Annotated in this window: 15 protein-coding genes; 11 read left to right on the top strand and 4 right to left on the bottom strand. The window is 71.6% G+C overall.

What is annotated here, in order from left to right; genetic code table 11:
* Positions 1-27 precede the first annotated feature (27 nt).
* On the bottom strand, positions 28-612 hold the full coding sequence (locus J8N05_RS12925) for a response regulator (protein ID WP_210882700.1): 585 nt from the start codon (positions 610-612) through the stop codon (positions 28-30).
* A gap of 18 nt (positions 613-630) precedes the next feature.
* On the bottom strand, positions 631-4,710 hold the full coding sequence (locus J8N05_RS12930) for a HAMP domain-containing protein (RefSeq protein ID WP_247706254.1): 4,080 nt from the start codon (positions 4,708-4,710) through the stop codon (positions 631-633).
* 181 nt (positions 4,711-4,891) lie between these two features.
* Between J8N05_RS12930 and J8N05_RS12935 the strand changes: the two genes are divergently transcribed.
* Together J8N05_RS12935 and hemW are read left to right on the top strand one after the other, a co-directional pair.
* Positions 4,892-7,084 (top strand): SpoIIE family protein phosphatase, encoded by a 2,193-nt coding sequence (locus tag J8N05_RS12935; RefSeq protein WP_247706255.1) that lies wholly within the window; start codon positions 4,892-4,894, stop codon positions 7,082-7,084.
* A 55-nt stretch (positions 7,085-7,139) separates the two neighbouring features.
* Positions 7,140-8,372 carry a radical SAM family heme chaperone HemW gene (gene hemW, locus J8N05_RS12940; RefSeq protein ID WP_210882703.1) on the top strand — a complete coding sequence of 411 codons (1,233 nt, stop codon included), beginning with the start codon at positions 7,140-7,142 and terminating at the stop codon, positions 8,370-8,372.
* Positions 8,373-8,583: 211 nt separating this feature from the next.
* On the opposite strand, the gene J8N05_RS12945 is transcribed toward hemW, so the two are convergent.
* Positions 8,584-9,387, bottom strand: coding sequence for a DUF3097 domain-containing protein (locus tag J8N05_RS12945; RefSeq protein WP_210882705.1), 804 nt, complete (start codon positions 9,385-9,387; stop codon positions 8,584-8,586).
* Between the two features lie 94 nt (positions 9,388-9,481).
* Positions 9,482-10,228 carry an MBL fold metallo-hydrolase gene (locus tag J8N05_RS12950; RefSeq protein ID WP_210882707.1) on the bottom strand — a complete coding sequence of 249 codons (747 nt, stop codon included), beginning with the start codon at positions 10,226-10,228 and terminating at the stop codon, positions 9,482-9,484.
* Between the two features lie 249 nt (positions 10,229-10,477).
* On the opposite strand from J8N05_RS12950, the gene hrcA reads away from it, so the two are divergent.
* The 9 genes from hrcA (at position 10,478) to J8N05_RS12995 (ending at position 21,221) form a co-directional block, all read left to right on the top strand.
* Positions 10,478-11,494 carry a heat-inducible transcriptional repressor HrcA gene (gene hrcA, locus J8N05_RS12955; RefSeq protein ID WP_210882709.1) on the top strand — a complete coding sequence of 339 codons (1,017 nt, stop codon included), beginning with the start codon at positions 10,478-10,480 and terminating at the stop codon, positions 11,492-11,494.
* On the top strand, positions 11,495-12,634 hold the full coding sequence (gene dnaJ / locus J8N05_RS12960; protein ID WP_107016318.1) for a molecular chaperone DnaJ: 1,140 nt from the start codon (positions 11,495-11,497) through the stop codon (positions 12,632-12,634). It begins immediately after the preceding gene.
* A 99-nt stretch (positions 12,635-12,733) separates the two neighbouring features.
* Entirely contained in the window at positions 12,734-13,819 is a 1,086-nt protein-coding gene (locus J8N05_RS12965) for a nitronate monooxygenase (protein ID WP_210882711.1), read from the top strand.
* Positions 13,816-14,562 carry a 16S rRNA (uracil(1498)-N(3))-methyltransferase gene (locus tag J8N05_RS12970; protein ID WP_210882713.1) on the top strand — a complete coding sequence of 249 codons (747 nt, stop codon included), beginning with the start codon at positions 13,816-13,818 and terminating at the stop codon, positions 14,560-14,562. The genes J8N05_RS12965 and J8N05_RS12970 overlap by 4 nt, the downstream gene beginning before the upstream one ends.
* Positions 14,563-14,841: 279 nt before the next feature.
* The gene (locus J8N05_RS12975) at positions 14,842-15,372 is read left to right on the top strand and encodes a hypothetical protein (RefSeq protein WP_210882715.1); all 531 of its coding nucleotides are present in this window, start codon (positions 14,842-14,844) and stop codon (positions 15,370-15,372) included.
* Between the two features lie 79 nt (positions 15,373-15,451).
* Positions 15,452-18,712, top strand: a complete 3,261-nt coding sequence (locus J8N05_RS12980) for a S41 family peptidase (RefSeq protein ID WP_210882717.1) — start codon at positions 15,452-15,454, stop codon at positions 18,710-18,712.
* A 167-nt stretch (positions 18,713-18,879) separates the two neighbouring features.
* The gene (locus J8N05_RS12985; RefSeq protein ID WP_210882720.1) at positions 18,880-19,233 is read left to right on the top strand and encodes a histidine triad nucleotide-binding protein; all 354 of its coding nucleotides are present in this window, start codon (positions 18,880-18,882) and stop codon (positions 19,231-19,233) included.
* Positions 19,234-19,254: 21 nt separating this feature from the next.
* Positions 19,255-20,160: a ribonuclease Z gene (locus tag J8N05_RS12990; RefSeq protein WP_210882722.1), complete on the top strand. Its 906-nt coding sequence runs from the start codon at positions 19,255-19,257 to the stop codon at positions 20,158-20,160.
* A 20-nt stretch (positions 20,161-20,180) separates the two neighbouring features.
* Complete coding sequence (locus J8N05_RS12995; protein WP_210882724.1) at positions 20,181-21,221, top strand: adenosine deaminase; 1,041 nt, start codon at positions 20,181-20,183, stop codon at positions 21,219-21,221.
* Positions 21,222-21,235: the final 14 nt, after the last annotated feature.

A 21,235-nucleotide genomic window follows, 5' to 3' on the forward strand; every position in this document is an offset into this window, starting at 1 on the left:
TGGTGGTTCGCAGGGGGCGGGGCGGGGTCACAGGCCCCGTCCCCTGCGCATCTCGCGCAGCAGGTCCTCCATGTGGCGTACGTGGCGGCGCAGTTCGGTGGTGTCGGTGGGACCGTCGGCCGACAGGTCGGCGCCGATCGCGTGCAGCCGCCGGGCGAGTTCGTCGAACTGCGCCTGCTCGTGGGTGAGCATCCGCTCCAACTGCTGGTTCTTGCGGTGCAGATCGAGGAACACGGTGACCTTGGCGCGCAGCACCCAGGGGTCGAACGGCTTGGTGAGATAGTCGGCGGCTCCGGTGGCGTACCCGCGGAACGCGTAGCCCGCGTCGGAGTCCGTGCCGGTCAGGAAGATGATCGGTACGTCCTTCGTCTGGTCGAGCCGCTTGATGTTCGCGGCGGTCTCGAACCCGTCCATGCCCGGCATACGGATGTCGAGCAGGACGACCGCGAACCGCTGCCGCAGCAGAGCCTTCATCGCCTCCTCGCCCGAACGGGCGCGTACGAGCGGCTCGTTGAGGGACCCCAGGACGGCCTCCAGCGCGATCAGATTGTCCTCCATGTCGTCCACGAGGAGAATGCTGGCGCGCTCGTCGGTCGATGCCTCAGTGCTCATGGTGATCGATTGCCTGCCTCATTCGGTCGTCGGCGGGACGGCGGGTTCCTCCGAGGTGGCGGCCCCCGCGGTGACGGTGGTGGCGGTGGCGTCCCCGTGCTCCTGGCCGTCAGCGCCCTCTGGGTCCAGGAGGGCGCAGACGACGGTCAGCAGCTGGTCGACGTCCACCGGCTTGGGTACGTAGTCGTTCGCACCGCGCGCGATGGACTTCTCGCGGTCGCCCGGCATCGCCTTGGCGGTGAGGGCGACGATGGGAAGTCCGGCCCAGCGCGGGGTGCGGCGGATGACGGAGATGGTCTCGTAACCATCCATCTCCGGCATCATGATGTCCATCAGGACGAGTCCTACATCGGGATTGCGCTCCAGGGCCTCGATGCCCTCGCGGCCGTTCTCCGCGTACAGGACGGGCATGCCGACCCGGCCCAGTACGTGGGTGAGGGCGAAGACGTTACGGATGTCGTCGTCCACGATCAGCACCCGGCGCCCCGGCAGGACCTGGCCCGCGCGGCCCGTCTTCCACTCCTCCAGTTTGGTGGTCGCGGGCCAGCTGTCGTCCTGGTCGTGGACGGTGAAGGGTTCGACGGACAACTGCTCGGGCAGGGTCAGGTCCTGGTCCTCGACGCCGGGCCCGGTCGGCAGATGGCCGGGGCTGACGACCGGCACGTACAGCGTGAAGGTGGAACCCTCGCCGGGCACGCTCTCGGCGATGATGCGGCCGCCCAGCAGGCCCGCGATCTCCCGGCTGATGGACAGACCGAGGCCCGTGCCGCCGTACTTGCGGTTCGTCGTGCCGTCGGCCTGCTGGAACGCCTCGAAGATCACGGGGAGTTTCTCCGCCGCGATGCCGATGCCCGTGTCGGAGACGGCGAACGCGATGACGTTGTCACTGCTCTCCCGGGTGAGGTGGGGCTCGGGGTTCTCGACGCGGGTCACGCGCAGTTCGACCCGGCCGGACGCGGTGAACTTGATCGCGTTCGACAGGAGGTTGCGCAGGATCTGCTGGAGCCGCTGCTCGTCCGAGAACATCTCGCGCGGTACGTCCTCGCCGACCTCCACCTCGAAGGTGAGGCCCCGGTCGAGGGTGAGCGGGCGGAAGGTGGCGTGGACGTAGTCGAGCAGCTTGATCAGGGGCAGCTTCTTGGGGCGTACGTCCATCCGGCCGGCCTCGATCTTCGAGAGGTCGAGGATGTCGTTGATGAGCTGGAGGAGGTCCGAGCCCGAGCGGTGGATCGTCGCCGCGAACTGCACCTCCTGGTCGGAGAGATGGCCGTCCGGGTTGTCGGAGAGCAGCCGGGCGAGGATCAGCAGCGAGTTGAGCGGGGTGCGCAGCTCGTGCGACATGTTCGCCAGGAACTCCGACTTGTACTGCGAGGAGGTGGCCAGCAGAGCCGCCTTCTCCTCCAGTTCCGCGTTCGAGCGCTGCAACTCGGCCTGCTGGGACTGGAGTTCGTCCGAGCGGTCCTGCAACTGGATCGCCAGGCGCTGGGACTCGCCGAGCAGGGACTCCGTACGGGAGTTGGCGATGATGGTGTTGATCGCGACACCGATGGTGTTCACGAACTGGTCGAAGAACGCCAGGTGGACGTCGGAGAAGCGGGAGAACGAGGCGAGTTCGATGACACCGAGGAGCTTGTCCTCGAAGAGGATCGGGATGATGACGACGCTCGCGGGCGCCGCCTCGCCCAGACCGCTGTTGATCTTGATGTAGTCCGGCGGGGCCTCCTCCACCAGGATCCGCTTCTTCTCGCTCGCGGCCTGCCGTACGAGCCCGTGCACCGGCATGCCGCCGGTGTCGACCGTCGCGCTCTGCGCCGCGCCGTATCCGGCGATGAAGGCGAGACCCTTGGTGGGCACGACCGTCTGCAGGGTCGACTTGTCCTCCTCCGGGTCGGCCAGGAAGAAGGCGCCGAACTGCGCGTTCACCAGCGGGGTCAGCTCGCGCAGGATCAGGTCCGCGACCTCCATCAGGTCCCGGTGGCCCTGCATGAGGGCGGCCAGACGGGCGAGGTTCGACTCCAGCCAGTCCTTGGCGCGGGTGGTCTCGCGGAGGTTGGCCACCATGAGGTTGATGTTGTCCTTGAGCTCGTCGACCTCGCCCTGCGTCTCCACCGTGATGGAGCGGGACATGTCGCCCTGGGCCACCGCGGACGCCACCTCGGCGATCGCGCGGACCTGGGTCGTGAGGTTCGACGCCAGCTCGTTCACGTTCGTCGTCAGCCGCTTCCAGGTGCCGTACACACCCTCGACCCGCGCCTGACCGCCGAGCTGGCCCTCGGAACCCACCTCGCGGGCCACGCGGGTGACCTCGGAGGAGAACGACGACAGCGTGTCCACCATCGTGTTGATGGTGGTCTTCAGCTCCAGGATCTCGCCGCGCGCGTCGACGTCGATCTTCTTCGACAGGTCGCCCTGCGCCACCGCCGTTGCGACCTGCGCGATGTTGCGGACCTGCGAGGTCAGGTTGTCCGCCATGTAGTTGACGTTGTCGGTGAGGTCGCGCCACACGCCGGAGACGCCGAGGACCCGGGCCCGGCCGCCGAGCCGGCCGTCGGTGCCGACCTCGCGGGCCACCCTCGTCACCTCGTCGGCGAAGGCGCGCAGCTGCTCCACCATCGTGTTGACGGTGTCCTTCAGCTCCAGGATCTCGCCGCGCGCGTCCACGGTGATCTTCTTGGAGAGGTCGCCGTTGGCGACGGCCGTGGTCACCTGGGCGATGTTGCGGACCTGCGAGGTGAGGTTCAGGGCCATGAAGTTGACGTTGTCGGTGAGGTCCTTCCAGACGCCGGAGACGCCGCGGACCTGGGCCTGACCGCCGAGGTTGCCCTCGGTGCCGACCTCGCGGGCGACGCGGGTGACCTCGTCGGCGAAGGCGGAGAGCTGGTCGACCATCGTGTTGATGGTCGACTTCAGCTCCAGGATCTCGCCCTTCGCCTCGACCGTGATCTTCTTGCCGAGGTCGCCCTGGGCCACGGCGGTGGACACGAGCGCGATGTTGCGGACCTGCGAGGTCAGGTTGTCCGCCATGAAGTTGACGTTGTCGGTGAGGTCCTTCCACACTCCGGAGACGCCGCGGACCTGGGCCCGGCCGCCGAGGTTGCCCTCGGTGCCGACCTCGCGGGCGACGCGGGTGACCTCGTCGGCGAAGGCGGAGAGCTGGTCGACCATCGTGTTGATGGTGGACTTCAGCTCCAGGATCTCGCCCTGGGCGCCGACGGTGATCTTCTGGCTCAGGTCGCCGTTGGCGACGGCCGTGGTCACCTGGGCGATGTTGCGGACCTGCGAGGTGAGGTTCGACGCCATGAAGTTGACGTTGTCGGTCAGGTCCTTCCACACCCCGGACACACCGCGCACCTGGGCCCGGCCGCCCAGCTCGCCCATCGTGCCGACCTCGCGGGCGACGCGGGTGACCTCGTCGGCGAAGGCGGACAGCTGCTCGACCATCGTGTTCACGGTCAGCTTCAGTTCGAGCAGTTCACCGGTCGCCTCGACCGTCACCGTGCGGGTCAGGTCGCCGCGCGCCACCGCCGTCGTCACCAGGGCGATGTCACGGACCTGCGCGGTCAGCCGGGACGCCATCGTGTTGACCGCCTCGGTCACGTCCCGCCAACTGCCGGACAGACCCGTCACCTTGGCCCGGCCGCCGAGCCGGCCCTCGGTGCCGACCTCGCGCGCGACCCGGGTGACCTCTCCCGTGAACAGGGACAGCTGGTCGACCATCTTGTTGACGGCCCGTCCCAGGCGCCGCAGATCGCCCCGGAGCTGACGGTTGCCGTCGTGCAGGTCGACGCGCTGGGTCAGATCACCGCCCGCCACCGCGTCCAGGACCCGGGTCGCGTTCGCGGCCGGCGCCACCAGGGCGTCGAGCAGCTGGTTCACGTCGTTGACCCGGGTCGTCCAGTGGCCCTGCCCCGGGCTCGCGGCGAGCCGCTCGTCCAGCCGGCCGTGGCGCACGATCTCACGGCGGACGCGCTGGGCCTCCGCGTTGAAGTGCGTACTGCGGTCCACGATCTGGTTGAACACCATGCCGAGCTCGGCCACGATGCCGGGTCCCGTCGTCTCGGGCACCTTGCTGAAGTCCCCGTCCCGGGCGGACGTCATCGCGGCCAGGAGGGGACGCAGATCCGATGCACGAATCTGTCCGTCTCCGAGCACATGCATAGCACTGTTCTCACTCATGGTGGCCCACTTCGGTAACTCGGTGCTTATGGGCGTAGCCAGTCTGTCACTCTGTCTGCATCGCTTGGGGCGTATTCGTCCGAACTGCTCAGGGAGACGCACAGTGGGGGCCATTCCGACGCAACGGGAGTCCGCGTCCCGTGCTGCTGGGGCCGTGGCGCGCCCGCACACGGTGGCCCGTACATCCTTGCCGGGCAACTCCCTCGCACCGGGCGCGGCCCGCAGGTTCGTCCGCGCGACGCTCGCCGGCTGGGCCGAACTCGGCGTACCCGGAGCGGAGTTGGTCACCGATCAGCTCGTCGGGGACGCGATGGTGGTGGTCAGCGAGCTGGTCACGAACGCCGTGGTGCACGCCGGCACGGACGTGGAACTGCTGTGCCGGCTCGACGACTGCACGGAGGACTGCGCGGCGTCGTTGCCCGGCGCGGGAGCCGAGCCGGGCCCCGCGCCGGGCAATGCACCGGGCCCGATGCCGGGCAGCACGGCGGGCGCCGCGCCCGGGGGCGTGCCGGACGGCGGGCCCGGCCCCGTGCCGGGTGCCGCGGAGGGGCTCGCGCCGGGTGGCGTGCCGGGCGGTGGGACGGGGCTTGCGGTGGTTCCCGGGGCGGGGGTCACGGCGAGCGGCGTGTCGAGCGCCGGGGCGGGTGTCGGCGGTGGGGCCCGGGAAGCGGCCTTCCCCGTGGAGCGGCAGAGCGCCCTCGTCGTAGAGGTGTCCGATCATCACCCCGAGCGGGTCGTGCGGGACGACAGTGACAGTGTCGGGCGGCCGTACGACGCCATCGAGTACGGGCGTGGGCTGCGGCTCGTGTCCGCGCTCTCCGACGCCTGGGGCATCACGTACCGCACCGGGACGAAGACCGTGTGGGCGCGGCTGCCCGCGGAGACCATCCCGACCGCCGAGGCCGCGGAGGCCTACGAGGGCGAGCGCGCGCTGCGGCGCGGGCAGCGGGCCGCCGAGATCCTCGCCCCCGAACCCCGGCGCAGCGTGCAGGACCAGGACTGGCTCAACCGCGGCGCCCTCTCCTTTCTCGCCGAGGCCTCCGACCTGCTCGCCGGGCAGCTCGACGAGGACCTGGTCGCCGCCCTCACCGGACAGCTGGTCGTGCCGCGGCTCGCCGACTGGTGCGCGGTGTGGCTGGAGGACGAGGCGCCGGGCCGCTCCGACGGGGGCCTCGTCGGCGGACCGCGCCTCGCCCGCGTCTGGCACGGCAGCGAGAACCGCATGGAGGAGCTGCGCCGGCTGCTGGAGAAGGACCCGCCCGAACTGCCCGAGTCGGCGCGCTCCGGACCCGTACCGATGCCCTGGCCCGCCGAGGCCCTGGGCGCGAAGGCGGAGGAGGGATCGGCCCTCGCGTTCCGGCTGATCGCGGGCGGCAGACCGCTCGGCGCCCTCGTCATCGGACGGGCCGGACAGGACCACTTCCCCGACGAGATCACCGGACTCGTCGAGGACCTCAGCCGCCGCGTCGCGCTGGCCATCGGAGCGGCCCGTCAGTACGCCCGCCAGGCCACCATCAGCCGCGTACTGCAGCGCGGCCTGCTGCCCGGCGCGGTCGCCGAGATCCCCGGGGTGCGCAGCGCGCTCGTCTACGAGCCCTGCGACAAGGGCGGCCCGAGCGGCGACTTCTACGACCTCTTCCCCGCGGGCGACGGACGCTGGTGCTTCGCCCTCGGCGACGTCCAGGGCAAAGGGCCCGAGGCGGCCGTCGTCATCGGCCTCGCCCGGCCCTGGCTGCGGCTGCTGGCCCGCGAGGGCTACGCGGTGCCGGACGTCCTGGACCGGCTCAACCAGCTCCTCCTCGACGACGCCACCGAGACCGCGGACGCGGCGGCCCGCGCCCTGGTGGCGGACGGCGGCCGGGGGCTCGCCGACGAAGGGCCGCAGAACCGGTTTCTCTCCCTCCTCTACGGCGAGCTCGTCCCCGTCGAGGGCGGTGTGCGCTGCACCCTGGCCTCCGCCGGACACCCGCTGCCGCTGCTCCTCCAGCCCTCCGGGGAGGTCCGCGAGGTGGCCCAGCCGCAGACCCTCCTCGGCGTCTTCGAGGACGCCGGCTACGGCTGCGGGACCTTCGAGCTGCGGCCCGGCGACAGCATCCTGTGCGTCACGGACGGCGTGACGGAGCGCCGCAACGGACACCGGCAGTTCGACGACGAGGACGGGCTCGCCGCCGCGCTCACCGGCTGCGCGGGGCTGAACGCCGATCTGATCGCCGAGCGCATCCGGCGTCTGGTGCACGATTTCGGCGGCAAGCCGCCGGAGGACGACCTGGCGCTGCTGGTGCTGCAGGCGGAGTGACGGCCCTCCGCCCGGGCGGAGGGGGCACATCCGTGCGTGCGGGACAATGGAGGACATGCCTTCCGCACTTCCCGACGGCGAGCCCGTCCCCGACGACGGGGCGCTGCCCGCGCACGCCCTGGCCGACGCGGCCGACCGCCCGCTCGGGTTCTATCTGCACGTCCCGTACTGCGCGACGCGCTGCGGCTACTGCGACTTCAACACGTACACGGCGACGGAGCTGCGCGGTTCCGGGGGCGTGCTGGCCTCCCGCGACAACTACGCCGAGACCCTGATCGACGAGGTCCGTCTCGCCCGCAAGGTCCTCGGTGACGATCCGCGGCCCGTCCGCACGGTCTTCGTCGGCGGCGGTACGCCCACCCTGCTGGCCGCCGACGATCTCGTACGGATGCTGGGGGCCGTCCGGGACGAGTTCGGGCTCGCGGACGACGCGGAGATCACCACGGAGGCCAATCCGGAGTCGGTGGACCCCGGATATCTGGCCACCCTCCGGGCCGGTGGGTTCAACCGGATCTCCTTCGGCATGCAGAGCGCGCGCAAGCACGTGCTGCAGATCCTCGACCGCACCCACACCCCCGGCCGGCCCGAGGCGTGCGTCGCCGAGGCCCGCGCGGCCGGCTTCGACCATGTGAACCTCGACCTCATCTACGGCACTCCCGGTGAGAGCGACGACGACTGGCGGGCCTCGCTCGACGCGGCGATCGGCGCCGGGCCCGACCATGTGTCCGCGTACGCGCTGATCGTCGAGGAGGGGACGCAGCTCGCCCGGCGTATCCGGCGCGGCGAGGTGCCGATGACCGACGACGACGTCCACGCGGACCGCTACCTGATGGCCGAGGATCGTCTGTCGCAGGCGGGGTTCTCCTGGTACGAGGTCTCCAACTGGGCCACCTCCGAGGCCGGGCGGTGCCTCCACAACGAGCTGTACTGGCGCGGGGCCGACTGGTGGGGGGCCGGGCCCGGGGCCCACAGCCATGTGGGCGGGGTGCGGTGGTGGAACGTCAAGCACCCGGGCGCGTACGCGGGGGCGTTGGCGGGTGGGCGGTCGCCCGGCGCCGGGCGTGAGCTGTTGTCCGACGAGGACCGGCGGGTCGAGCGGATTCTGCTGGAGCTGCGGTTGGTGTCGGGGTGTCCGTTGTCGCTGCTGCGGGTGGATGGGCTGGCGGCGGCTTCGCGTGCGCTGGCGGAGGGGTTGCTTGAGGCGGGGCCGTTCTCGGAGGGGCGGGCGGTGCTCACCCTGCGGGGGCGGTTGCTGGCGGACGGGGTGGTCCGGGACCTGGTGGACTAGGCCGGGTTCTTCCGCCCCCGCCGCCCCTACCCGTTCCCGTCCACGCATGGGGCTGCGCCCCTCGCCCCCGTATCGCGCTTCGCGCTCGTCCTCAAACGCCGGACGGGCTAGGAGTTAGCCTCTCCGGCGTTTGAGGAGCGGGGGTTCGGGGGCTGGCCCCCGAGTCGTTGACGGGAACGGGTAGGGGCGGCGGGGGCGGAAGAAAACGCCCCTACTCCGGTGCCGTGACGAAGTCGATCAGTTCTTCCACTCTGCCCAGGAGCTCCGGCTGGAGGTCCCGGTACGAGTGGACCGAGTCCAGGATCCGCTCCCACGCCGCGCCCGTGTTTTCCGGCCACCCCAGAGCCCGGCAGACCCCCGTCTTCCAGTCCTGCCCCCGCGGCACCCGCGGCCAGGACGGGATACCCACGGACGCCGGCTTCACCGCCTCCCAGACGTCGATGTACGGATGGCCCACGACCAGCGCGTACTCGCTCGTCACGGCCGCCGCGATCCGCGACTCCTTCGTGCCGGGGACCAGGTGGTCCACCAGGACCCCGAGCCGCGCGTCCGGCCCGGGACCGAACTCGTCGACGATGGCGGGCAGGTCGTCGACGCCCTCCAGGTACTCGACGACGACGCCCTCGATGCGCAGGTCGTCGCCCCAGACCCGCTCCACCAGTTCGGCGTCGTGGCGGCCCTCGACGTAGATGCGTCCCGCACGGGCCACCCGGGCCCGCGCCCCGGGCACGGCGACCGACCCGGACGCCGTGCGCGTGGGGCGTACCGGCGCGGCCGACGGGCGTACGAGGGTCACCACGCGCCCTTCCAGGAGGAAGCCGCGCGGTTCCAACGGGAACACCCGGTGCTTGCCGAAGCGGTCCTCCAGCGTCACCGTGCCCGCCTCGCAGCGGATCACGGCACCGCAGAACCCGGTGCCGGGCTCCTCGACCACGAGCCCCGGCTCCGCCGCCACCTCGGGCACGGGCTTGGGCTTCTTCCACGGAGGGGTCAGATCCGCTGAGTACTGGCGCATTCGGATGACGATAGGAGAAGCAGGGCCCCGCACGTACACCGACACCCCGGAGCGGCGCTCGCGGCAGGACTCGCGGCACGACTCGCCGCACGACTCACGGCACGTCGAAACGCCGTGCCAGCGCCTCCCGTTGGGCCCGTACGAACGCCGCGTCCACCACCGCCCCGTGCCCGGGCACGTACAGCGCGTCCTCGCCCCCGAGGTCCAGCAGGCGGTCCAGCGCGGCGGGCCAGCGGGAGGGCACGGCGTCCGGGCCCGCCTGGGGTTCGCCGGACTCCTCGACGAGGTCGCCGCAGAAGACGATCTCCGGGGAGCCGGGCCCGGCGACCAGGACCGCGAGGTCGTGGCCCGTGTGCCCGGGGCCCACGTTCGCCAGCAGGACCTGCCGGCCACCGCCCAGGTCGAGCGTCCACTCGCCGGAGACGAGATGCCGGGGCCGCACCAGGAGATCCGCCGCCTCGGCCGCCTCCCCGGGATCGGCGCCGTTGCGCACGGCGTCCGCGAGCAGTTCCTCCCGGCCCTCGCCCAGGACCAGTTCGGCGCCCACCGCGGCGAACACCTCGGCCCCCGCGAACGCCGCCGCCCCGAAGACATGGTCGAAGTGCGGATGCGTGAGCGCGAGATGCGTGACGCGCCCGCCCCCGAGCAACCCGTGCGCCCGCGTGCGCAGTCGCGCGCCCTCCCGCACGCTGGACCCCGCGTCGATCATGAGCGCCGCGTCCTCGCCGACCACGAGCCCGGCCGTGCAGTCCCACCCCGGGAGCCGGCAGCGCCCCGCGTACGGGGACAGCTCCTCCCAGCCGGTTCCGTCGCGCCCGGGCCCTTCCCATGTCACGTTCATGCGCCGACGCTAACCCCGTCGGCCGCGCCCGCATGTTCCCGACAGAGCGGGACACCCTCGTACACGTCGCCTGTCCGATGTGCCCGGCGTCACGACATCGCAGGCCCGCCCTTGCCCGGCCCGTACCCACCGGCCGTACACTTGGCGCGGGGATGCTGGCACTCGCGCGCGCTGAGTGCCAGGCGGCACCGCCGATGACGACCGACTGACGACCGATGACCGCGCGGAAGACCACGGGAGGTGTGCGCGATGCTCAGTGAACGCAGGCTCGAAGTGCTGCGCGCCATCGTCCAGGACTACGTGGGCACGGAGGAGCCGGTCGGCTCGAAGGCGCTCACGGAGCGCCACCGGCTGGGCGTGTCACCGGCGACCGTCCGCAACGACATGGCGGTCCTGGAGGACGAGGGGTACATCGCGCAGCCGCACACGAGTGCGGGGCGCATCCCCACGGACAAGGGCTACCGGCTCTTCGTCGACAAGCTCGCGGGCGTCAAGCCGATGACGGCGCCCGAGCGGCGGGCGATCCACCACTTCCTGGACGGTGCCGTCGACCTCGACGACGTCGTGGGGCGGACCGTGCGGCTCCTCGCACAGCTCACCCGGCAGGTGGCGGTCGTCCAGTACCCGTCGCTGACCCGCTCGACCGTGCGTCATGTGGAGCTGCTCGCGCTGGCCCCGGCCCGCGTCATGCTCGTACTGATCACGGACACCGGGCGCGTCGAGCAGCGCATGGTGGACTGCCCGGCCCCCTTCGGGGAGGTCTCCGTGGCAGATCTGCGCGCGCGGCTCAACAGCAGGATCACGGGGCGCCGTTTCGCGGATGTCCCCCAACTGGTGCAGGATCTCCCCGACGCCTTCGAGTCGGAGGACCGGGGCACGGTCGCTACCGTGCTCTCCACCCTCCTGGAGACTCTTGTCGAGGAGACCGAGGAGCGGCTGATGATCGGCGGCACCGCCAATCTGACGCGCTTCGGACATGATTTTCCCCTCACGATCCGTCCGGTGCTCGAAGCGTTGGAGGAGCAGGTCGTGCTCCTCAAACTCCTCGGCGAGGTCAACGATTCGGGCATGGCCGTACGGATCGGTCACGAGAACGCCCATGAGGGACTCAACTCCACTTCTGTGGTCTCGGTCGGCTACGGTTCGGGCGGCGAAGCAGTCGCCAAACTCGGCGTGGTCGGACCGACGCGCATGGATTACCCCGGAACGATGGGAGCGGTACGAGCGGTGGCACGGTACGTAGGACAGATCCTGGCGGAGTCGTAAGTGGCCACGGACTACTACGCCGTACTCGGCGTGCGCCGCGACGCGTCCCAGGACGAGATCAAGAAGGCATTCCGGCGGCTCGCCCGCGAGCTGCACCCGGACGTCAACCCCGATCCGAAGACGCAAGAGCGCTTCAAGGAGATCAACGCCGCGTACGAGGTGTTGTCGGACCCGCAGAAGAAGCAGGTCTACGACCTCGGTGGCGACCCGCTGTCCCAGGCGGGCGGCGGTGGCGCGGGCGGCTTCGGAGCCGGCGGCTTCGGCAACTTCTCGGACATCATGGACGCGTTCTTCGGAACGGCGTCGCAGCGTGGCCCCCGGTCGCGCACGCGGCGCGGCCAGGACGCGATGATCCGGCTGGAGATAGAGCTCGACGAGGCGGCCTTCGGCACGACGAAGGACATCCAGGTCGACACGGCCGTCGTCTGCACCACCTGCAGCGGTGAGGGCGCCGCCCCCGGCACCTCCGCGCAGACCTGTGACATGTGCCGCGGTCGTGGCGAGGTCTCCCAGGTCACGCGGTCCTTCCTGGGCCAGGTCATGACGTCCCGGCCGTGTCCGCAGTGCCAGGGCTTCGGAACGGTCGTCCCGACGCCGTGCCCCGAGTGCGCGGGCGACGGACGGGTGCGCTCGCGCCGGACCCTGACCGTGAAGATCCCCGCCGGTGTCGACAACGGCACCCGGATCCAGCTCGCGGGCGAGGGCGAGGTCGGCCCCGGCGGCGGCCCCGCCGGCGACCTGTACGTGGAGATCCACGAGCTGCCGCACAACATGTTCCAGCGGCGCGGCGACGATCTGCACTGCACGGTCACCATCCCGATGACCGCGGCGGCGCTCGGTACCAAGGTCCCGCTGGAGACGCTCGACGGGCTCGAAGAGGTCGACATCCGCCCCGGCACGCAGTCCGGGCAGTCGATCCCCAAGCACGGGCGCGGCATCACCCATCTGCGGGGCGGCGGACGCGGCGACCTGATCGTGCACGTCGAGGTCATGACGCCCACGAAACTCGATCCCGAGATGGAGCGGGTCCTGCGGGAGCTGGCCCAGATGCGGGGCGAGGAGCGGCCCACCGGGCAGTTCCAGCCCGGTCAGCAGGGCTTGTTCTCCCGGCTGAAGGACGCCTTCAACGGCCGTACCTGACGGGCGAACCGCCGGGCATGCCGCAGGATGATTCCGGTGGCTTATGCCCGGCGGACGGCCGGATTCGGACTTGTACGGAGGACGTGACAACATGCCGTCATGTCCTCCGCGCTGACCGATCTTTTCCCCCTCCCGATCGTGCAGGCCCCGATGGCCGGCGGCGTCTCCGTGCCGCAGCTCGCCGCGGCCGTGTCCGAGGCCGGGGGGCTCGGTTTCCTCGCCGCCGGCTACAAGACGGCCGACGGCATGTACCAGGACATCAAGCAGCTGCGCGGGGCCACCAGCAGGCCGTTCGGCGTGAACCTCTTCATGCCGCAGCCCGAGTACGCCGACCGGTCGGCCGTCGAGGTGTACGCCCACCAGCTCGCCGGTGAGTCCTCCTGGTACGAGACCGAACTGGGCGACCCCGACAGCGGACGCGACGACGGCTACGACGCCAAGCTCGCCGTCCTCCTCGACAACCCGGTGCCGGTCGTCTCCTTCCACTTCGGGTGCCCCACCCGCGACGTCCTCGACTCCCTGAGCCGGGCCGGCACGCTCACCCTCGTCACCGCGACCACCGCCGAGGAGGCGCAGGCCGTGCAGTGGGCGGGCGCCGACGCGGTCATCGTGCAGGGCGTCGAGGCCGGCGGCCACCAGGGCACCCACCGCGACAACCCGGAGACGGACGGCTCCGGCATCGGACTGCTGTCGCTCATCGCGCTGGTCCGCGAGACCGTGCAGATCCCGATCGTCGCGGCCGGCGGCATCATGCGCGGCAGCCAGATCGCCGCGGCGCTGGCCGCCGGCGCGAGCGCCGCCCAGCTGGGCACCGCCTTCCTCGCCACCCCCGAGTCCGGCGCCAACGCCCTGCACAAGCAGGCGCTGACCAACCCCCTCTTCGTCCGTACGCAGCTGACGCGGGCGTTCTCCGGCCGCCCCGCGCGCGGACTGATGAACCGCTTCATGCGCGAGCACGGGCCGTACGCGCCCGCCGCCTACCCCGAGGTGCACCACCTCACCTCCGCGCTGCGCAAGGCCGCCGCAAAGGCGGGGGACGCGCAGGGCATGGCGCTGTGGGCGGGGCAGGGGCACCGGCTCGCCCGCGAACTGCCCGCCGGACAGCTGGTGGAGGTGCTCGCGGCCGAACTCGCCGCCGCCCGGACAGCGTTGTCGGCCGAGCAGGACGGGGGCGTCGGGCGATGACCGCGCCGGTGTTCGTGGTCGACGAGGTGCCCGGCGGGCCGCAGTTCGTGCTCGACGGGTCCGAAGGGCGGCACGCCGTGTCCGTGAAGCGGCTGCGCACCGGTGAGGACGTGGTCCTCACCGACGGGCGGGGCCGCTGGGCCGAGGGTGTCGTCATGACGGCCGAGGGCAAGGACCGGCTCGTCGTGGCGGACCTCCACGTGATCCACGAGGAGCCGCTGCCCGCCCCCCGTATCACCGTCGTGCAGGCGCTGCCCAAGGGCGACCGGGGTGAACTCGCCGTCGAGACCATGTCGGAGACCGGCGTCGACGCGATCGTCCCCTGGGCGGCGTCGCGTTGCATCACGCAGTGGAAGGGTGAGCGGGGGCTCAAGGCCCTGGCGAAGTGGCGGGCCACCGCGCGGGAGGCGGGCAAGCAGTCGCGGCGGGTGCGGTTCGCGGAGGTCGCGGACGCGATGTCGACGAAGCAGGTTGCGGCGTTTCTCGCCAAAGCGGAGTTCGCGGCGGTGCTGCACGAGGACCGGGGGTATCCCGGTGAGCCCCTCGCCACCGTCGAGTTGCCCGTCGCCGGGTCGATCGTGCTCGTCGTCGGGCCCGAAGGGGGCGTGTCTCCCGAGGAGTTGTCGATGTTCGCCGAGGCCGGGGCGCGGGTGTGCCGGCTGGGGCGCAGTGTGTTGCGTACGTCGACGGCGGGGACGGCAGCGGTGGCGCTGCTGCTGGGCCGGACGGGGCGCTGGTCGTAGCTTTTTTCGCCCCCGCCGCCCCTACCCGTTCCCGTCCACGCAGGGGGCTGCGCCCCTCGCCCCCTTATCGCGCTTCGCGCTCGTCCTCAAACGCCGGACGGGCTGAGATACCCAGGGGCGCGGGGAACTGCGCGGCCCGCCCCCACCGGACCCGCAGACGACGTACCTAGCCTGTCCGGCGTTTGAGGACAAGGGGGTTCGGGGGCAATGTCCCCGAGAGGGTGAGCGTGGCCGCATGGGGTCTACCGCGTCGGCGCGAGCAGTGGCACGCTGCCGTGCATGCGGGCACTGAGGCGTATACGGCACCGCGGCCCGGCGATCGCCCTGGCCGCCGTCTCGGCCGTGTTCGCGCTGGTCGCGTGTGAACCGGGCGACGGCCTGAACACCGCGGCCGTCGCGATCACCACCGACCAGAAGGGCACGAGCGAGCTGGAGAAGCGGGGCGTCGACGTGAAGTGGCTCACCTGCACCGCCTCGTACGGCGAGAAGGGCGAACCCACACCCTCCGCGAGCGTGCACAACGTGGCGTCCGTCGACTGCACGGGCGAGACCAAGGACGGCCAGGACATCAGCATCAAGGGCAAGGTGACGCAGGAGATCGACGGCACCTGCGTACGCGGCGACCTCACCGCCACGGTGGACGGCAAGGAAGTGTTCCGCGTGAACGTCCTCGGCAATTGCCAGGCGAGTACGCCGCCCGTCGACAACCCGACGACTCCGCCGCCCGACCAGCCCGGCGCGACCGTCACCGTCACCCGGACCGTGACCGTGTATCCGAACCCGAGTTGCTCCTGCATCTCGGGAAAGTGATCAATGCGACGAAGCGGCCGGCCCGGGGAAGTGATCGAAAGCTCTGGTCGCGGCCGGGACGGCTGCATAGGGTGATCGGGTGACACAGCCTGCATCCGCATCCGCCGCATCCGCCGCGACCTCCGCGTATCTCCGGTATCCGCACCTGCACGGTGAGTTGATCGCCTTCACCGCCGAGGACGACGTCTGGGTGGCGCCGCTCGACGGCGGCCGTGCCTGGCGGGTCAGTGCCGACAACGTTCCCGTGAACCATCCACGGATCTCCCCGGACGGGGCGACCGTCGCCTGGACCTCGACCCGCGACGGCGCCCCCGAGGTGCACATCGCCCCCGTCGACGGAGGCTCCAGCACCCGCCTGACGTACTGGGGCAGTTGGAAGACCCAGGTGCGCGGCTGGACCCCCGAGGGGGAGGTGCTCGCGCTCAGCTCGCAGGGCCAGGCGAGCCTGCGCCGCAGCTGGGCCCGCGCCATCCCGCTCGACGGCGGACCCGCGACCACCCTCCCGTACGGGCCCGTCGGCGATGTGGTCCGCGGCCCCGGCGGCACCGTCCTGCTGTCCGCGCCCATGGGCCGCGAGGCCGCCTGGTGGAAGCGCTACCGGGGCGGCACCGCGGGCAAGCTGTGGATCGACCGGGAGAGCGAAGGTGAGGGGGAGCGCGGCGAGTTCGTACGGCTGCACGCCGATCTCGACGGGAACCTCGAATATCCGTCGTGGGTCGGGGAGCGGGTCGTCTTCCTCTCCGACCACGAAGGCGTGGGAGCCGTCTACTCCTCCCTCGCCGACGGATCGGACCTGCGGCGGCACACCGGGATCGAGGGCTTCTACGCGCGGCACGCCTCCACCGACGGGACCCGCGTCGTGTACGCGTCCGCCGGTGAGCTGTGGATCCTCGACGACCTCGACGGGGCCGAGCCGCGCAGGCTCGACATCCGGCTCGGCGGCCAGCGCGTCGATCTTCAGCCCCATCCGGTGAACGCCTCCCGCTGGTTCGGCGCCGCCGCCCCCGACCACACCGGCCGCGGCAGCGCGGTCGCCGTGCGCGGAGCCGTCCACTGGGTCACCCACCGCTCGGGCCCCGCCCGCGCGCTCGCCGCCGAACAGGGCGTACGGGCCAGGCTGCCCCGCACCTTCCGCGCCGACGGCGAGGAGCACGTGGTGTGGGCGACCGACGCGGAGGGCGACGACGCGCTGGAGTTCGCCCCGGCGACCGGCGTGGCCCCCGGCGCGACCCCGCGCAGGCTCGCCGCCGGACAGCTCGGCCGCGTCCTCGGGCTCGCGATGGCACCCGACGGCAGCCGCGCCGCGGTCGCCTCGCACGACGGCCGCGTCCTGCTCGTCGAGCGCGAGACCGGCGAGGTCCGCGAGGTCGACCGCAGCGAGGACGGCGAGGTCTCCGGGCTCGTCTTCTCGCCCGACTCGGCCTGGCTGGCCTGGTCGCACCCCGGCCCGCGCCCGCTGCGCCAGCTCAAGCTCGCCAACACCGCCGACCTGTCGGTGACCGAGGCGACACCGCTGCGATTCCGCGACTACGCGCCCGCGTTCACCCTCGACGGGAAGCATCTGGCCTTCCTGTCCGCGCGGTCCTTCGACCCCGTCTACGACGAGCACGTCTTCGACCTCGCCTTCGTCGGCGGCTCCCGGCCGCATCTCATCACCCTCGCCGCCACCACCCCCTCGCCCTTCGGACCCCAGCGGCACGGGCGGCCCTTCGAGGCGCCCGACAAGGACGAGACACCCGACAGCGAGGGCTCCCCGGCCACCCGGATCGACCTCGAAGGACTCGGCGACCGCATCGTGCCGTTCCCCGTCGAGGCCGCCCGCTACAGCGCGCTGCGGGCCGCCAAGGACGGACTGCTGTGGCTGCGGCACCCCGTGCGCGGTGTGCTGGGCGCCTCCCGCGCCACCCCCGACGACCCGGACCCCAAGACCGACCTGGAGCGCTACGACCTCGCCCAGCAGCGCATCGAGCACCTCGCCTCGGACGCCGACGGCTTCATGGTCACCGGCGACGGCAAGCGGATCCTGCTGTGGACCGACGGCAAACTGAAGGTCGTACCGAGCGACCGGCGCGCCTCGAACGACGACGAGAGCGACACCAACATCACGGTCGACCTGTCGCGCATCCGCCAGAGCGTCGACCCGGCCGCCGAGTGGCGACAGATGTACGACGAGACCGGCCGCCTCATGCGCGACAACTTCTGGCGCCCCGACCTGGGCGGCACCGACTGGGACGGCGTACTGGACCGCTACCGTCCCGTCCTCGCACGGGTCGCCACCCACGACGACCTGGTCGACCTCCTCTGGGAGGTGCAGGGCGAACTCGGCACCTCGCACGCGTACGTCATGCCGCGCGGCGGGTTCGGGCACGGGGAACGGCAGGGGTTGCTGGGCGCCGACATCTCCCGCCACGAGGACGGCCCGCAGGGGGCGCCCCTGTGGCGTATCGACCGCATCCTGCCGTCGGAGACCTCCGACCCCGACGCGCAGTCGCCGCTCGCCGCGCCCGGGGTCGCGGTGCGCGCGGGCGACGCCATCGTGGCCGTCTCCGGGCAGCCCGTCGACCCGGTCGCCGGGCCCTGGCCGTTGCTCGTCGGCACGGCCGGCAAGCCCGTCGAGCTGACGATCTCCCCGGCGGGCGGCGGCGATCCGCGGCACGCGGTGGTCGTGCCGATGTCCGACGAGGAGCCGCTGCGCTACCACGCGTGGGTCGCCGACCGGCGCGCCTATGTGCACGAGAAGTCCGGCGGACGGCTCGGATATCTGCACGTGCCCGACATGCAGGCGCCCGGCTGGGCGCAGATTCACCGCGATCTGCGGATCGAGGTGGCGCGGGAGGGTCTTGTCGTGGACGTCCGCGAGAACCGGGGCGGGCACACCTCGCAGCTCGTCATCGAGAAGCTCGCCCGGCGGATCGTCGGCTGGGACCTCGCGCGCGGGATGCGGGCGACGAGCTATCCCGAGGACGCGCCCCGCGGGCCCGTCGTGGCCGTCGCCAACGAGTTCTCCGGGTCGGACGGGGACATCGTGAACGCGGCGATCAAGGCGCTCGGGATCGGGCCCGTCGTCGGTACGCGCACGTGGGGCGGGGTCGTCGGGATCGACAGCCGGTACCGGCTGGTCGACGGGACGCTGGTCACCCAGCCCAAGTACGCGTTCTGGCTTGAGGGGTACGAGTGGGGGGTGGAGAACCACGGCGTCGATCCGGACGTCGAGGTCGTCCAGACGCCTCAGGACTACGCCGCCGGGCGGGATGTTCAGCTTGACGAGGCTGTGCGGATTGCGCTGGCGGCGCTCGCCGACAACCCGTCGAAGGTGGCTCCGGAGTTGCCGGGGGCGTGAGGGGTGGTTCGTCGGGTGCGGGTGCGGGTGCGGGTGCGTGGGGGCTGGTCGCGCAGTTCCCCGCGCCCCTCAAGGGCAAAAGACTGCGCCGTTCCCCGCGCCCCCAAGAAAACGGCGCTCGGTACCATGCCGGGGCATCGATCAACTCTGGCTGAGGAGGCTGCTCAATGGCAGGGGAACCGCAGGACGACTGTCTGTTCTGCAAGATCGTCGGGGGGAAGATCCCGGCGACCGTCGTGCGTGAGACGGAGACGACTCTCGCCTTCCGGGACATAAACCCGCAGGCACCCACCCACATCCTGGTGATCCCGAAGGTCCATCACCCGGACGCCGCCTCCCTCGCCGCCGCCGAACCGGCGATCCTCGCCGACGTCGTGCGCGAGGCCGGTGAGGTCGCCGCCGAGGAGAAACTCGACAGCTACCGCCTCGTCTTCAACACCGGGAGCGGAGCCGGGCAGACCGTCTTCCACGCGCACGCCCACGTACTGGGCGGTCGCGGTCTGCAGTGGCCCCCCGGATAGCGAGAAGCTGGACAACCCGACGTGTCCGTACGTGAATTGGTGGTCCTCGGGACCGCCAGCCAGGTTCCCACCCGGCACCGCAACCACAACGGCTATCTGCTGCGCTGGGACGGCGAGGGCATCCTCTTCGATCCCGGCGAGGGCACGCAGCGGCAGATGCTGCGGGCCGGGGTGGCCGCGCACGACCTGCACCGGATCTGCGTCACGCACTTCCACGGCGACCACTCGCTGGGCCTGGCCGGGGTGATCCAGCGGATCAACCTCGACCGGGTGCCGCACGGGATCAGCGCGCACTATCCGCGCTCCGGGCAGAAGTTCTTCGACCGGCTGCGGTACGCGACCGCCTACCGCGAGACGGTCGCGCTCACCGAGGCCCCGGTGGACGCCGACGGGGTCCTCGCGGCCACGAAGACGTACGAGCTGGAGGCCCGGAAGCTGTCGCATCCCGTCGAGTCGTACGGCTACCGGCTCGTCGAGCCCGACGGGCGGCGGATGCTGGGCGACCGCCTGGCCGCGCACGGGATCAAGGGCCCGGACGTGGGGCGGATCCAGCGGGAGGGGGCCCTCGGGGACGTCCTGCTCGACGACGTCAGCGAGGTGCGGCGCGGACAGCGGTTCGCGTTCGTCATGGACACCCGGCTGTGCGACGGGGTGTACGCCCTCGCCGAGGGCTGCGACCTGCTCGTCATCGAGTCGACGTTCCTGGACGAGGACGTGCGGCTCGCCGTCGACCACGGTCATCTGACCGCCGGGCAGGCGGCCACCGTGGCGCGGGACGCGGGCGTACGGCATCTGGTGCTCACGCACTTCAGTCAGCGGTACTCCGATCCTGAGGAGTTCGAGCGGCAGGCGCGGGCCGCCGGGTTCGAGGGGGAGCTGACCGTGGCGCACGATCTGCTGAGGGTGCCGGTTCCGAAGCGTCGGTAAAACACCCGTACCATGCTTCGATGCCCCTCCCCAAAGCTGAACTGCACCTGCACATCGAAGGCACGCTGGAGCCCGAGCTGGCTTTCGCCCTGGCGGCCCGCAACGGGATCACGCTGCCGTACGCGGACACGGACGAGCTGCGCAAGGCGTACGAGTTCACCGATCTGCAGTCGTTCCTGAACCTGTACTACGGGCTCATGGCCGTGCTGCGGACCGAGGACGACTTCGCGGACCTCGCCGACGCGTACCTCGCGCGCGCCGCCGCCCAGGGCGTGCGGCACGCGGAGATCTTCTTCGACCCGCAGGCGCACCTCGCGCGGGGCGTCGACATCGGCACGGTGGTGGAAGGGCTCGGGCGGGCGCTCGACCGATGGGGGTCCCCCCGCTCGAACGAAGCCGAGAGTGGGGGAGAGGCCGCGCACGGCATCTCCACCCAGCTGATCATGTGCTTCCTGCGCGACGAGTCCGCCGGGTCCGCGCTGGAAACCCTGGAGGCCGCGAAGCCGTATCTGGCGCCGGGAGGACCGATCGTCGGCGTCGGACTCGACTCCGCCGAGGTCGGGCACCCGCCGGCGAAGTTCCGCGAGGTGTACGAGGCCGCCGCCGCGCTCGGCCTGCGCCGGGTCGCGCACGCGGGCGAGGAGGGGCCGCCCGCGTACGTCACCGAGGCGCTCGACGTGCTCGGGGTCGAGCGGATCGACCACGGGCTGCGCTGCATGGAGGACCCGGAACTGGTGGCCCGGCTGGTGCGGGAGCAGGTGCCGCTGACGCTGTGCCCCCTGTCCAACGTACGGCTGCGGGCCGTCGACGTACTTGCGGACCACCCGCTGCCCGCGATGCTCGACGCGGGACTGCTGTGCACGGTCAACTCCGACGACCCCGCGTACTTCGGCGGCTACGCCGGGGACAACTTCGACGCCGTGCGTACGGCGCTCGGGCTCTCCCCGGAGCGGCTGCGCGCACTGGCCCGGAACTCGTTCACCGCGTCGTTCCTCGAACACGACGAGGAACGACGGGCCCGGTACCTCGCCGAGGTGGAGGCGTACGAGTTCGGAGCCTGAGGGGATCCGGTGGG

The sequence above is a fragment of the Streptomyces liliiviolaceus genome (assembly GCF_018070025.1).
GTDB lineage: Bacteria > Actinomycetota > Actinomycetes > Streptomycetales > Streptomycetaceae > Streptomyces > Streptomyces liliiviolaceus.